Annotated in this window: 11 protein-coding genes; 6 read left to right on the top strand and 5 right to left on the bottom strand. The window is 41.8% G+C overall.

All coding sequences use genetic code 11. The annotated features are described in order from the left end of the window. Positions 1–78: 78 nt before the first annotated feature. On the bottom strand, positions 79–1,002 hold the full coding sequence (locus ACZ50P_RS07465; protein WP_464134747.1) for a glycosyltransferase family 2 protein: 924 nt from the start codon (positions 1,000–1,002) through the stop codon (positions 79–81). Positions 1,003–1,045: 43 nt separating this feature from the next. Between ACZ50P_RS07465 and ACZ50P_RS07460 the strand changes: the two genes are divergently transcribed. After that, on the top strand, positions 1,046–1,777 hold the full coding sequence (locus tag ACZ50P_RS07460) for a GNAT family N-acetyltransferase (protein WP_464134745.1): 732 nt from the start codon (positions 1,046–1,048) through the stop codon (positions 1,775–1,777). A gap of 82 nt (positions 1,778–1,859) precedes the next feature. After that, positions 1,860–3,512 carry a hypothetical protein gene (locus tag ACZ50P_RS07455; protein WP_464134743.1) on the top strand — a complete coding sequence of 551 codons (1,653 nt, stop codon included), beginning with the start codon at positions 1,860–1,862 and terminating at the stop codon, positions 3,510–3,512. Positions 3,513–3,571: 59 nt separating this feature from the next. On the opposite strand, the gene ACZ50P_RS07450 is transcribed toward ACZ50P_RS07455, so the two are convergent. The 3 genes from ACZ50P_RS07450 to asnB are packed head-to-tail and all read right to left on the bottom strand — an operon-like array spanning position 3,572 to position 7,788. Then, entirely contained in the window at positions 3,572–4,648 is a 1,077-nt protein-coding gene (locus ACZ50P_RS07450) for a glycosyltransferase family 9 protein (protein ID WP_464134741.1), read from the bottom strand. Between the two features lie 16 nt (positions 4,649–4,664). Next, positions 4,665–5,885, bottom strand: coding sequence for a glycosyltransferase family protein (locus ACZ50P_RS07445; protein WP_464134739.1), 1,221 nt, complete (start codon positions 5,883–5,885; stop codon positions 4,665–4,667). A gap of 1 nt (position 5,886) precedes the next feature. Then, a complete protein-coding gene (asnB, locus tag ACZ50P_RS07440; protein WP_464134737.1) occupies positions 5,887–7,788 on the bottom strand; it encodes an asparagine synthase (glutamine-hydrolyzing) in 1,902 nt (633 codons plus the stop codon). A 530-nt stretch (positions 7,789–8,318) separates the two neighbouring features. On the opposite strand from asnB, the gene ACZ50P_RS07435 reads away from it, so the two are divergent. The 4 genes from ACZ50P_RS07435 (at position 8,319) to ACZ50P_RS07420 (ending at position 12,268) form a co-directional block, all read left to right on the top strand. After that, positions 8,319–9,245 (top strand): hypothetical protein, encoded by a 927-nt coding sequence (locus ACZ50P_RS07435; RefSeq protein WP_464134735.1) that lies wholly within the window; start codon positions 8,319–8,321, stop codon positions 9,243–9,245. Positions 9,246–9,466: 221 nt separating this feature from the next. Continuing rightward, entirely contained in the window at positions 9,467–10,597 is a 1,131-nt protein-coding gene (locus ACZ50P_RS07430; protein ID WP_464134733.1) for a glycosyltransferase, read from the top strand. A gap of 43 nt (positions 10,598–10,640) precedes the next feature. After that, entirely contained in the window at positions 10,641–11,504 is an 864-nt protein-coding gene (locus tag ACZ50P_RS07425) for an ABC transporter permease (RefSeq protein ID WP_464134730.1), read from the top strand. A gap of 8 nt (positions 11,505–11,512) precedes the next feature. Then, positions 11,513–12,268, top strand: a complete 756-nt coding sequence (locus ACZ50P_RS07420) for an ABC transporter ATP-binding protein (RefSeq protein ID WP_464134729.1) — start codon at positions 11,513–11,515, stop codon at positions 12,266–12,268. 101 nt (positions 12,269–12,369) lie between these two features. Here the strand turns inward: ACZ50P_RS07420 and ACZ50P_RS07415 are convergent, their stop codons facing one another. After that, a complete protein-coding gene (locus tag ACZ50P_RS07415) occupies positions 12,370–15,174 on the bottom strand; it encodes a D-glucuronyl C5-epimerase family protein (RefSeq protein ID WP_464134726.1) in 2,805 nt (934 codons plus the stop codon). Between the last annotated feature and the right edge of the window lie 19 nt (positions 15,175–15,193).

Genomic DNA, 15,193 nt, shown 5'->3' with positions numbered 1-15,193 from the left:
TTTTCACTAGATTGCTACATCTCTTCACAAATCTTCAAAAAGTAGAGTCTGGATTTTTTCGTACACTTATTCAGATCTTTATTTTAAATTCTTAGCTTCTCCAATCAGGTAGGTTGGTCTGGATCGAACTTGATCGTTCATCCTCGAGAGATAAACGCCAAACACGCCCAAGTTCAAAAGTATCAATCCGGTTGAGAAGAAAATTGTAACGATGAGACTCGTCCAACCCGAAGGAGCTAATCCCATCGTGAAGAATCTAATTAGAAAAACGATCCCCATAAGGAATGAGCCCAAAGAACATGCAGCACCAATTTGCACGCTCCACAGAAGCGGTTTATTCGAGGAAGAAAATGCTACATCCACAGCAAGGGCAAGAGCTCTTTTAAGAGTATATGACGAAGCACCCTCGTCACGTAGTTTTTGTACAACCTCGACTTGCGTCGTTGGAAACCTAAGCCAAGATATTAGAAATGGAAAGAATCGAATTCTATCGCCCATTGTCTTCGTAGCAGAGATGACTCTCTTAGAATATAACCCATAGTTTCCTATCCTGTGGTCCATATTTACATCCAAAAAAATACTTAAAAACTTATAAAACATCCACGACTGGAGTCGCTTAAAAAGACGCTCTTGCCTCACGGCTCTACTCGCCAAAACAACGTCGTATCCGCTGATGGCTGCGCTCAATAGCTTTGGAATATATGAGGGGTCATCTTGAAGATCACAGTCCATAACCGTGACCCAGTCCCCAGATGCATGATTCAGCCCCGCAGAAATTGCAGCATGTTGTCCAAAATTCCTGACAAGATTTAGCCCAATTACGTTGTGGTCTTCAGCACACAGCTCTTCGATTTTAGCCCAGGATCCTTTAGGACAAGCGTCATTCACAAAAATGACTTCATATTCGCACTTCATTGCGTTAAAAGTCTTTTGAAGACCACGATGAAGTTCTCTCAAGCTATTTGGAGCTCCATAGACTGGGATCACTGCAGAAATCTTCATAATTTTCCTTTAGTAGACGCGATAGGTGTCGCGAGGCTCCGACATGATAATTGATTCCCCTCTAGAAACTCAAAGATTTAATATCAAAGCAGGCAAAATTATAATTGACCATATCAACGAGATTGAAAGATCTCTGAGGACTGCTCGGGCCGAGGGATATGATCTCCTTACTTGTAGAGTTTCCACGAAGGATCTTTTCTTATTACAGGCCCTAGAGCGAGAGGGATTCTTTTTAACAGATACGCTTTTATACTACCGTACAGATATTTCCTCCGGCGACAGCGCTGCGGATGATTGGGCATCGCCCATAAGGGATGAAAAATCAATTCAACAAGTGCGAGAAGTTGTATCCCTGGCTTTTAAGGGATACCCGAGCCACTACTCAATGGATAAGAACCTAAATCCAGAACGCTGTGAGGAAATATATGAGGACTGGGCACTACGCAGTTGCCGTGATCGTACTGTTGCCACAGAAGTTCTGGGCAGATTTGAAGATGGCAAGCTTGTTGCGTTTCTGTCAGTAAAGGATCATATGAGTCATGGCGAAGTCCTTCTGGCCGCAGTCCACCCTCTTTATCAAGGGCAAGGACTCCTTCAGAAATTACTTTCCGCATCAGTATCCTGGGCCCGCCAACAAGGGCATCACGAAATATTCTATTCTACCCAAATTCAAAATATTGCTGCACAAAAGGCACTTATTCGGAAAGGTTGGGAAATATCGCATTCCTTTTACACCCTTCATTGTTGGATAAACCAAGGCGGACAAAAATTGTGATTCTTATTAACATCTCCAATAAAAAATGCTGTGCCAAGCAAACATTGCCAGAGAAGAGCTATACCCTATATAGAGGGTGGTAATGCAATTCATTCGAAATAAAACCAGCCTAGTATTTTTTGTTTTGCTGATTCTCTTAGCACCAACAGTTTTCCTGGGACTAGATTTTACAGACTTCGGCTTTCATTTTATAAACCAAAAGTCTTTATCAAATTTCGATCTTTTCCTTAATACATCGGCCTACTTTTGGCTTTCAAATTTAATTCCAGGCGTTGCAATATCTGCAACAGGTAGCTTTATGCTTTTCAAAGCGCTCGGGGTAATTCTCTGGTGCATTATTGGGATCATATTCTATAGAGGCATTCAGCCTATCCTTGCAACAATTGCCTCAAGAACAAACCAGAGTCTTCTTGCCTTCTGCGTAATCCCGGGGATTCTTATTAGTACCAAGCCCATTACCGCAGGAGCCTTAGTTATCCCTGACTATTACACCATGGCACTTCTTCCGTTAACATGGATCGCACTAAACCTCAGCAGAATAAAAAAGGATAGCTCCGACTTCACCCCTCTGATAGTATTCACTCTACTGGCTCTTCTACCCGCTTTCAGATGGCCTCTCCTGCTAACCTCTTTTATTGGCTCCTTCATAGCGCCGATTTTGATCAGCCCCAAAAATCTTCCTTCTAAATGGATTCTGAGAATATCACCTTTTCTAATGATCTCTTTGTTGCTACTATACAAGACATTTTTCTTGGAAGTCTATTCAGACAAAGTCAGCGCACCAAACCATGGAATTCAGAAACTATTTAGTATCTATGTTCATGATACAATAGACCTCTTAAAAAATATTGTCGTCATGCTAATCGTGACTTTTGGATTACGAACTCTGGTATTAGCAAGCAAACATCGAGACAATCCCCTTATGCACACCGCAATAGCAGTTGTATTTATTGCTCTGGCTGCTTTTAGAGAAGTATTCGCCCAGAACTCTGTCAGCCCGGGGCAGCAGCTGATACTTATTTCGGCTGGCTACTTAATTTATCATTATTGGCACAACGACAGAACAACTGGTTACCAAGCAACAATTCGATACACTCTGATAGCTCTATTATTTATTGGCCTCTATCCTCTGGGAAGCGATACCGGATTGGTAAAAATGGGATATCTTTCATTTCTCGTGATTGCTCCGGCGACTTACCTATTTGCCAAAAGTCTTCAACGTCCATCACTACAATACTTGTTTATCGGATTCATCAATGTCATGGCCCTAATGTATATGTATAACTCACTTTACCGTGACGACATCGCAGAGATCACTAGAGAGCCCGCAATCATTCAGGATCATTTTCTAGGTATTGTAATTACAACCGAAAACAACAAAAGAATTCTGATGGCTTACAAATCAATATTAGAAAAGGTTGAACCATCAGCCGATCGAATTGTCACAGCTCCTCGGGCTCCTCTACTCGGCGCCTACAGCAAAAAACTTTACACCAGACTCAGTTGGCCCGAAATAAAGTCGAGTGCTGCTTTAGATACAGAGATCAAACAGATCTGTTCTTCCCCAGAGAAAGTCACTTTAATTCTTAGTAAAGTAAATTTTTCTTCACCTCAACGAACACTGGCAGATCCAAGCTCACTCAGCCCCCTACCTAAGATTTGGGAAACTTACTGTGGTAAAAGACTGATTACCGAGAACTATCTATTTCTCGCTCTGAGCAACAAGGGTCACTAAGTGAGTTGGTATTCTCTCGAGACATGCCAAACTTAGCGTCAATTGGAGTTTAGCATCTGCTATTCATTAAAACTCAAAACACTCTCTAATACTCGATCAACCGTGATATCAGCCATGCACGGCTTCAAACTGCATCCATACCTACTTCTATTCTTATCATAACAAGGCATACAAGCCATCACAGGCAGTTTTTGAATGATCTTAATTTTAGAAGAGAGTGGTTTATACAAATTCGGATCCGTTGGACCATACAAGCTAACTATCTTCAAACCCAAACCAGCGGCAATATGCCCCACCCCTGAGTCATTGTTTATTAGAATTTCGTATGAAGCAATCGTGCGTACCAAGGAAGCGAAATCCAAATCCTGATGTACAACAAAGCGAGATTCCGATTCACTAAGCCTTGATACATACTCCTGCTCTGAAGGACCTATAATAAAGCCAACATAATATCCCTGGGCAATAAGCATCTCCCCCAGTGCTATATAATTTTCAATACCCCATCTCTTATACAAATTTCCTCGGTCGCACCCTGGGTGAATCAATACAGATCTACTAACTCTCTTATCCTGATTTCCGCAAGGTATATACAAGGCATCCACCGCTGGAAGACCAAGACACCCAACCAACTGCAAGCAATTTTCAGCTTGGGACTTCTTAAAGTCATACGAAATAGAATAGTCAATATTCCTTAATATCGCTTTCCGATTGTAAATAGCGGCCTTCCGCTTGGCTGGAAGAAAAACACTAAGAAATTCCGCTTTAATTGAGTTAACGCCAGTTGAAAATATTGCCAAGTCGTAGGGCACCTGAACCTTTATCATCTGTTTTATTAAGCCCCAATAAACCCTAATTTTACTTCGAGAGCCGTCGTCATTATAAATGACCCTGCACCCAGTATAAGATTCAACAAAATCCTTAAGAGCACTATTGAGCAGAATTACATCGATTTGAACACTTGGATTGCACTGATAAAGAGACCTCAAGAGCGGTGAAAACATGACCCAATCACCCACGCCCCATGGATGCACAATTAAAACTCGACTCAGAGTATTTGCGAAACCAGGTGGATTTTCACAACTACTCAACTTAGCGGGCATATGTTTTTTCCTCTTTACAATAGAAAATAAGTTCACATTTTACACTTTAGCCTTATGGCTTCAGTCGACTTGATATTGCATTTTCCAATACCTGAAATTGCCATCTGCGATGACACTTCTGAACGACATCCCAGTTTCTCTGGGGGCCATTTTTTGAAAGCCAATCGGAATAAGCTTTTTCCAACATGGCAACAATACCAACAATATCACCATTATCACAGACATATCCAGCATTCGCCTCTTTGATAAGGGCTGCCGCGACATCACTTGGATTTACCAAACCTAAAATTGGCCTGTTAAATGCAAGATAATCAAAAAGTTTACCAGTAAAAACGCCCATTCTCCGATCGGTTGGCTGAATCAGCAGTAAGGCCGATGAGTTCTCAATTTTCCTCTGGACATCTCTATATTCAATACGTGGAAAAACTCTTACATAACGAGAAAGACCTTCAGGAACAAGAATAGATTTACCAACTCCATAAAACTCAACGAGAATTTTCACATCAGAGCTTTTCATAACAAAAATCTTCAGCGCTTCAAAGAAATTATCTGGCTTTCTAGTGCCATAGAACGATCCTGCATACGTCACAAGAAAGACATTATCCACAACCTGGGGCTGAAGATAAAGGGGACCGTCAAAACCATTTCTAACCTCAAATAGCTTCTCTGAATATCTTTCGGACAGCTCAATAACCTCAAGCATTGGCTTCGAAACTGATGTTACCACATCCGCATATTTAATCATTTTTCTTTCTAAAGACACCATCGCTCTTCGAACAAAGGGTGACATTTTTTCCGCCGTCGCCAACTCGTCTCGCAAGTCGGATACCCACATAACGGAAGGACGCTCAAGTTTAATCCTCAAGCCAGCAATCAAGGGTGAACGCGGACCAAAGGACGTAATCACTACTCTTGCAGCTAAACGATCAATCAAAGTCAGAGCCAATTTCGTAGCTTTTTCGGTAAACTGAGGGTTTTCATCAGAGCAAAAGAAGTAAAGAAGCTTATTTTTTAGAGCCAAAAATTTGTGCCGGCACCAACCGATATCTCCAGCCTGCGTCAAGTCAGAAATTATAGGCTTGGAACGAACGTAGTATACCTTATTTCCGAAAACGTCTTGATCTTCACTTGGCGGCGGACCTTCCGCTGTCCAGGAGACAATAACGTGAACATCATATTTGTTTTTATCAAAATACTTCCCAAATGAACCAATTCTCAGAGAGGCAATATGATTAATCGGAGGATAGTAGCAAGTGACTATTATAATAGGCACCCTATGCATCTCGCCCCACCTTAACGCCAAATACCCTTACCCACACGCCGAAAGAGATGATTCGCCAGAACAGGAAATCATACGGAACACGCCCCTCAAGCATCTTGTCAAATTGCTCCAGAATCTCGGAACCAACTACGCCATTTGACCTGTCTATCGCATCATTCAATGCATCTCTAAACTCTTTAGGCGCAATCTCTCTCACCCAGTGCTCCTCTGGAGTCACAAATCCCATTTTATCCATGCGCCCACCAATTGCTCGCGGCAACCGATCCTTCATTGCCTCACGCAACACGGACTTAGTCACACCATCTCGCAATTTCAACTGCGGTGGTAGGCCCATAGTGAACTCAACCAAACGATAGTCCAAGAACGGCACACGAGCCTCAACCCCGTGTGCCATCGAGTCTCGATCCTCCCAGTGAAGTAACATCGGCACACTCGTAGAAAGCATTTGCGCTACGGACATTTTATGGGTGGAAGAAAAGTAAGATAAATTTGCGAGAGGATTGACCCTCGCAGCACCAAGCCGGTCATGCTTTAACCAGCCCCACTGGTCCTGCCCCTTTACAATGCTAACCAATGCCCCAGATATCTTCATAGGGAGTACATGATAAACAAGTCGCTTTATAAAACCCAAAATGGTATATTTATGTTTGATCCGCGCCGCCTTATACTCTTTCCATAATAGACGAAGACGACCTTTCTTAAGAAGCTCAGCCCAATAAGTCCCAAAAAAACTATGGTAACCAATCAGCTGTTCATCTGCACCCTGGCCATCAAGCATCACTTTCACAGAGTTTTCTGAGGCAAGCTTGAAAACCTTCCATTGAGCAAAAACGCTGGTCGATCCAAATGGTTCATCCTGATGCCACGTAAGCTTTGACAACATCGGAAAAAGCTCTTCAAAGTCAGGGTATGTGTAATGGGCATTAACTCCTGTTTCAGCAACAACTTGATCGATAAATCTGCGCTCATCATACTTCTCCATTTTTGCGCAGGCGGAAAAGGTCATTTGCTGCGAAACCCCACCATTTTTAGCCAGAAGTTTGCTCATAGTACAGACTATCGAAGACGAGTCCAGGCCGCCAGACAGACAAGAACCGACGGGCACATCTGCACGCATGCGCAAGCCGATAGATTCATCAAATATCTTACCAAAAACTTGCGAGACTGAGCCACCGGTGTAAGGAGAAATCTTCTGTTCAAGATCATACCATTGGTAGATCCCTGGCACCTCTCCGGATCCGCAATTAAACTCTGTTAACTTGGCATGCAAAGCTTGTCCACCACGAAGCTGTAGAACACCTTCAAACATAGTTTCATTCGTATGATCAAGAACTCCGTAACGAAGAAAATCGTAACATCTTTGAGGATTCGCCCGCGCTTGCCATGAGCTCAACACCGTTAGCTGCTTGATTTCAGATACGAACGCGCACTGATCCCCTTTGGGCGAAACCCAGTAATAGAGAGGCTTAACTCCAAAACGATCTCTGGCAGCAAAGACCGTTTGCGCATCTCGATCATAAATTACGAATGCCCACATGCCGTTAAACTTGTGAAGACACTCCTTTCCCCATGCGGCGTAGGCCGCGAGAATTACTTCAGTATCTGTCATGGAAGAAAACCGATGACCGAGAGACTCTAGCTCCTCACGCAGTTCGTGGTGATTGTACACCTCACCGTTATAGGTGATGACATAACGATTCTGAAAATGCATTGGTTGCGCGCCAGCATCAGATAGGTCCACTATCGATAGACGCCTGTGCCCCAACGCAACACGACCTTCAACAAAAGTACCGCTTCCGTCTGGTCCGCGATGAGAAATTGTATCCGTCATATTCAAAACCTCATGGTCAGAAGAATGAGGTTCCAGATTAATTAAAGCAGCGATTCCACACATAGAGCCTTCTCAAAAAAACGCATTGCACAAGTTGACGTGTCGATTTAAAATAATTGTGTAAATCTAATTGCTTGTCATGAACTTTTTCAACTATAACTTTATACGAAATAAGCCCGCCTGCCTTTTAGATTATGCCAACAGCTAATTTAAAAGTTCTAGATCAACCATGAAGAGATAGCCCAAAGATAGGTTAAACACATCGTCCCACGAGCGTTTAAAGATAGCGGAACTGACGCGGTGTTAAAATCAAAGACCTGTAAGCTAGACAGATCTATTACTAGAGCATAATCACCCCAGTCCTTTCGACAACCTAATCATGGAGTCAGACATTAATCTCGACTTGAGACAATAACGCACCCCAGAGCACCAACCACTTTAGAAAAAAAGATAAAGGCCGATATTAGGTCAGGCATTAGGGGCAAATGATGAATTACCTATTTCGGGTGAACTCCCGAGCCACAATCTTTATACTTATTCTACATTTATGGTTTACTATTGCTGCGTGTGCCCCAAACCACTCAAGCACCTATTTGCGCGACTCAACCGAAAAATGGCTCCAACAAGAGGACTTTATTGCATCTGGCATAGGCACCAATAATAAAATAAATCTAGCAATCAAGGACAAGCGTAACCAACAATATTTCATTTATCGCCAAGATTCCGATAGCGCGACCATGACGCGTATAGGAGTAACTAGCGAAAGCAACTTCGCCGATACAAATATTCAGGAAAACCATGATTACTACTACCACATTTCAAAGATAGACTTAGGACTAGATATAGTTACGCAAGCATCCAGGGGAACTGCAGCAAGATACACCCCATGCTTTTCTAGAGAGCGAATTTCGGCATTGAAACAACTTAAAAATCTAGACGTATTAACCTCTGAATTAAGATCTTTTTACTCTGAATGCAAGTCTGAAATAAAGACTGAGATCGAAGGTGGTCTCTCAGAAAACGAAACTGCCGCCGTATTTTCCCTTATCATTAGTCACGGTTTAGCACCCTATGGTAACTCATCGGAATTCGACTTCCCAGAAATGCTTCAGGAAAAGTATCTTAATTGTGGTAACTATCCATGGCTGCTTGCTGGAATCTTTAAAATCCTTAAAGGCGTAAACTACCCTGGAAAAATGCAAGTAATCGGCTTTGACGGCGGAATTATTGGCAATCATGCCCAATTGATCTACCAAAGCGATAACGGAACATCCTTGCTATTTGACCCAACAGTCGGAATAATCGCACGTATATCCTACCTTAATTTAATAAACGGCATTGCTATACCAGAAAAGAATATAATTTCCCTATATTCCTACTGGACTAGCACCCTACAAGATCCAACACTCCATAGTTACCATTGGAAAGTTTACGTCGCACTACAGCTTGGCAACTATCGCCCACAAGATGCACTTTACATTCGTGACGTTTCTAAGGAACATTTTGAATATGAGTACTAATTTTAATTGTTTCACATGTATAACCTCCTCCGAAAAACATTTTCTTATTGTCCTTGCCAATCCCCAGCAGAAGCGCATGGCCTCAATCACTTATATAAGCGATTGACTGAAAACCATCAGGACACCACAAATCGTGCCACGGCGGGTGATAATATCGATTTAGAGCAATCGCGCCAATCTAGCTGTTTGCAGCGAACCTTTTAACCTGTGACTGAAACAAAATGACAAAAAAAAGACGCGCCCTTATCATCTCTTTCTCAGATCTTTCTCGGGACCCCAGAATCTATCGACAACTCTGTGCTTTACAAAACTCATATGAGATTTCGGCGGCAGGCCTACACCGCCCCCCCGATCAACTAGCAACGGGAGAATTTTACGATCTCAACTACAAAGCGTCCCCAGCCTGGCTTCGCTTAGCCCTCGCCATTGCACTAAAATTAGGTTTTTATGACTGGGCCTATTGGCATCTGGGCAAGATAAGAACTGCATCCAAAAAACTAGAAAATGTTATTAATGTTAACTATGATCTCATCATCGCAAACGACATTGAGACACTTCCACTGGCCGTACGCATAAAAGGAAAGGCACGGCTCTTCATTGACGCACATGAGTATGCCCCAGAAGAACATTACCACTCCAAAGTATGGAGGTTCTTTTACCACAAGTTCCTAATGTACCTGTGCAACACTTACCTAAAAGAGGCAGACAGGGTGTTTACCGTTGGCCCAGAAATCGCAAAGAAATACTCCACCTCATTCAATGTTCCCGTGGAAGTGATCATGAATTGCCCATTTTACGAGGAATTAACCCCAACAGCTGTTGACGCAAACGATGTAAAAATCATTCACCATGGTGGCGCAATTCGATCACGTCGACTAGAGCTTATGATAGAAGCGATGGAGCATACGTCCACTCGCTTTTCACTTGATTTCATGCTGATCCCCTCGGATCCGACCTACCTTGATGAGTTGAAACAAAAGGCCTCAAGCAACCCACGCATCCGTTTTATTCCTCCGGTTCCAATGCCAGAGATCGCGCGCTTCTGCAATAATTACGACATCGGCCTTTATCCACTGAGGCCCTGCAACTATAATGAATGCTACGCTCTGCCAAACAAGTTTTTTGAATTCATTCAGGCTCGCCTTGCCATTGTAGTAGGCCCGTCTCCAGAGATGGCCTCGTTAGTTGAAAAGTACGCATTAGGCAAAGTAGCAGAGTCCTTTGAAGCAACAGACATTGCAAAGGCTCTCGATTCAATGACCATATCCTCAATTTATCAATTCAAAATCAACTCGCATAATGCTGCGGCCGATCTATCCGCAGAACGACAGCTGAAAGCATTACTTTTCTAGAGTCATGAATTAGTTCACAAATTTTGCATGCTGCGCAATAATAATGCTTCTTGAATCTTACACCCCATACACTACTATAAAGTGCAAACTCTTTTATAAAGTGGCAATACCTCAAGTGAATTTATACAGTTATAAAAAAGAAATCTATGATCTTTGGCTCTATAGATGGGTGACTATCTCAACAGTATCTTCCAATCTGAAGGTCCGCTATAAAAGATCAGTTCTTGGCTTTTTTTGGTCACTCATTGGTCCAATTATTTCTTACGGAACCATTGCATTTGTATTTTTCCATGGAATGAAAGTCACGATCCCCAATTACTTCTCGTACTTCTTTCCTGCCGTAATACTTTACTCCTTCATGAATACTTCTATGGCGCAAGCTGGCTCCTCACTCATTATGAATGAGCACTTTATCAAAAAGATCTATCTTCCTAAGATTATCTTTCCAATAAACTCACTCATTACGGAGGTTGTTACTCTGACACTTAACTTAACTGCCATATTCTCTTTAGGAGTTATAACTGGAAAAGTTGACCTCACTTGGCGTCTACTTCTCTTACCTGTTTATTTGATACCAACCATCTTTTTCACCCTAGGAGCTGGGCTCACATTTGCGGTCGCCTCAGTCTTCTTTCGCGACCTAATCCATGTCATTCCCCTCCTGATGCAAGCAGCTTTTTACCTGACTCCGATTCTTTATGATCCATCAATTCTTCCTAGCAATCTTGCACCCATCTTAAAGTTCAATCCACTAACGTATTACGTTGAAGGTATTAGGGTACCATTTAATACTGCAACCTTTTCTATATCCAACTTAATCATGATCTACGCGTTAGGACTCGTAACGTTAATAATTGGCGTGGTCACAATTAAAAAAGTTGAAAATAAAATCGTCTTCAAATTATGACATCACCTATGATTAAACTGTCTAATGTCACTCTTACCTACGAGCTATTTTACTCAAAAGAAAATAGCCTCAAAGGCACAATAATGAATCTACTCCATAAACGGCAGTATACCAAAAAAAACAAAGACTCATTCGATGCACTTAAAAATATAAGTTTAACTATTTCAGCTGGAGAGAGAGTCGGCATCATCGGCAGGAATGGTGCCGGGAAGAGCACCCTTTTAAAGGCCATAGCCGGGATTCTAAAACCTCAAAGTGGCTCAATCATTGTAGATGGACCTACTCAACCTCTGATCGAGGTTGGTGCCGGATTCAACCCAGAACTATCTGGCCGAGAGAACATCTATCTGAATGGTTACATGCTAGGTTTCACGAGAAATGAACTCAAAGTCAAAGAACAAGAGATCATTGACTTTACCGAGCTGAATGAGTTCATCGATGTGCCAATAAAATACTATTCCTCTGGAATGTCAGTACGTTTAGCATTTGCCATCGCCACCTCGGTACATCCTCACATCCTTCTCTTTGACGAAATGCTTGCAGCGGGAGATTCATCTTTCAACGAAAAAGCCCAGAAAAGAATGAACAACCTTCTAGACAGCGCAAAATGTATAGTAATTGTGAGCCATGACCTTAACCTAATCAGGAAGTTTTGTTCTAGAACAATCGTGATAAATAAAGGTATAATTGAATTTGACGGCCTGCCTGAAGAAGCCGTAAACTACTACCTATCTGCCTCACAGTTATCACATGAGCAGGCATAGTCGATGCAGGCAGCAAATTACACTCTCGCGCAAAAAAAATTATCACAATCGTGAAAGAATCAATTACACTAGATAGAAATTCAACAATAATAACCTTCCATTCAATCTTCAACAATAACCGTTTTACCTTCCTGGTGTTTTTCCAAATAGTACTTATGCCGAATGAAATACTGAGCTAGAAACCAGTCATCTGCAATACCAGCAATATCATTAATTTGATCAATTTCAAATTTTTGATAATCAGCTCCCTTGTACCAACCTAAATCTTGTGGACGAATTTCAAACGACTTCTCTTTCCACTTGTTATCACCAGTAAGCCGCCAAACCCCATAGCGTAGCGGTACGAATCTTAGTTGGTTTCCGTTATTAATAGATTGAATTTTTAAAGCCAAGTTGCCCTTCGAAGTATCTTTATAGCGAATTACAAGACGATGCATTGGTATGTCGAAATAATCCAAAAATGCATTAGTTGGAATCTGCATTATCATATAAACATTATGCCTTGTACCACCATTAACTTCTTGTGCATTTCGCATATATCCATTAACAAGGCCTCGAGCAGTTCGGCCGTCTACCATTTGCAGATCTCCCCATTCAGGACCTGATATACGGCTACTTCCGTTAAAGTCGACCTCATTCCCAACGTCGATTCTCGTATAAGTTTTCGTTTGTGGATTCTCTAGAAATATTTCGTCAATCAATGGCGTCTCGGCTAACGTCTTCCAATCTATCTGTAGTAATACTTCTTTCTTAGGATTCTGGTCATATCGAAGCCAATACCCCGTATCAAAAAGATATAGTTTTTCTTTTAGCGTAGCGATACCATCTTTAAAAATTCCACGGACTTCTTTCGAAGCAATACGTTTGGTTAAATTAATCATCTCCAAGAGACTAATTAAATTGCCATTAAGTATGTGAGTGGAATTTGGTACCTCTTCAAACCACAATCCACCTTCTTTGGTCTTCGCACAAACTCCTCCTCGATCAACTAGGACACGGAAAGAATTGGCAGCTCTTAGCAATTGCGCAGTTACATCATCTGCACGCCCCAACTTATTATCAAACGCAAAGAGCAAAGACTTTATTATGAATGCTTGAGCAAATGAGGATGGCCACCCCGAATCAGTTGAAACGTCATTATACACATTTTTGAAATTATAATAATACACCGCACCGTTATCAATTAACCTAAAGTTATCGGAACTCAAGATCCACCTCAAGGCTGAGTCACGAGTAATTTCAGATCTATTTATTGTCGAGTACTGTTCTCCTCCTGGAATTTTATTTCCTTTTAATAACTGAAGCGCAACAATATAAGGAGAATAAACCGATGCCCCCTTACTTCCGGTCGGATTGAATGATCCGTCCTTGTTCCACTTAGTATTCTCATCCGGAGTATGTTGCATGACAACTCCACTCTTATCTATTGAGTATACGGGAACCACAGGGCTTTGCGGCGGAAGCTGCATCCTTTTAGGCTTAACCTCAGTACCACCTTTTAGCGATTGGGTAGCCATATTCGAGTATCCCTTTGCAACCAAACTCCATTTTTTAAAACGTTCATCCCACCCTGATATCTTTTCCAAATATTCAGAATGTTTTTCAGCATATAGTTGACCGACCCAATATCCCAAATCTGATGGCCTCACTGGGATACTCCACTTCCTCCAAGTTCTTGTACCACTGAGGAATAAATCACCATCGCGCATATCTCGAAAAACTACCCCTGGAGAAATTGATCTTTTCTGGATAGTCATATTCCCAGGAAACTCATCAAAATACTCTATGGATAACTCCAACCACGACTCACGAAGATTATTGCTCCACCCACTAGGCAATGAAAGGTAGAAATATGTATGAGGCGCTGACATTTCCTCCGAAGCATTATCCAACTCCGCCGAAACCAAACGCCTAACTTGATTTCCTTGTATTAACTCAGGCTGTCCCCAATGTGTCCCGGCAATCCTATTTGGGCCACCCGAATCATTAGCAGACCCAACATTAATAACGGATTCTTTGCCAGTCTCAGGATCACGAAGTGTAATTTTACTAACTGCAAGTGAAATATTTCTGAATCCATAAGGATTAGCAAAACGAAAGAGTAAATCTGACTTTTGAGGATTTAGATCATACCGAATCCAATAACCATTATCGTACAATGGCAACAATCGATAGAGAGAGTCAGCACCTAGCTTAAGCCAAGAGATTGTCTCTTTATCGCGAGTAACCTCCGAAAGGTCCTTTAATGCCAAAAGCACACGCATGTGCCCATTTAAAATGTGACTTGGGTTTTCTATTGATGAAGGAATTTCCTCAAAGAAGATATCTTTACCAGACTTAAAAAGAAATCCACCATCCCTCAAAGGCCTAAATAATGATTGTGATGCCCTTTTTGCAAGCTCAACGTATTGCAAATCTTTGGTTCTTCTATAAGCAACCAGAAATGCTTGAATTCCCAGCGCTTGCGCAAAAGGGCTTGACCAAGGTGCCTTAATAGAAACGTCGTTATAAGTACTGTCAAAGTAGTAATACCAGACCCATGTTCCATTGGAATGTTGCTTAAGATTAGTTTTTAACCAATTAATACACGCAGTAAACTTTTTATCATCGGCAATATTCTCTAAATCTGAGTTATAAGCCTCAACACCCGCATATGCTAAAGCATATGTAGCAACCCATGCAGGGTGATACTGCTTCCCCACTTTGGTAATTTCAAGATAAGGTACTCCCTCCTCATCAACAACATGCTTGGCGCGATTTACATCAGTTTGCTCTGGAAGAGTGCTTTGCTGACTACTCACTTCATCAACGGAACTATTGAAATTGAAATACAAAAAAGAATACGATCCCATGACGAAAACCAAGGTGATTACAAATAACGTCTTGCGAATAAAACGACTGCTCATTTTCATCTCTACAACATAA

It is taken from the genome of Bdellovibrio sp. CKG001 (assembly GCF_055397465.1).
This window is presented reverse-complemented; position numbering and strand designations above follow the sequence as displayed.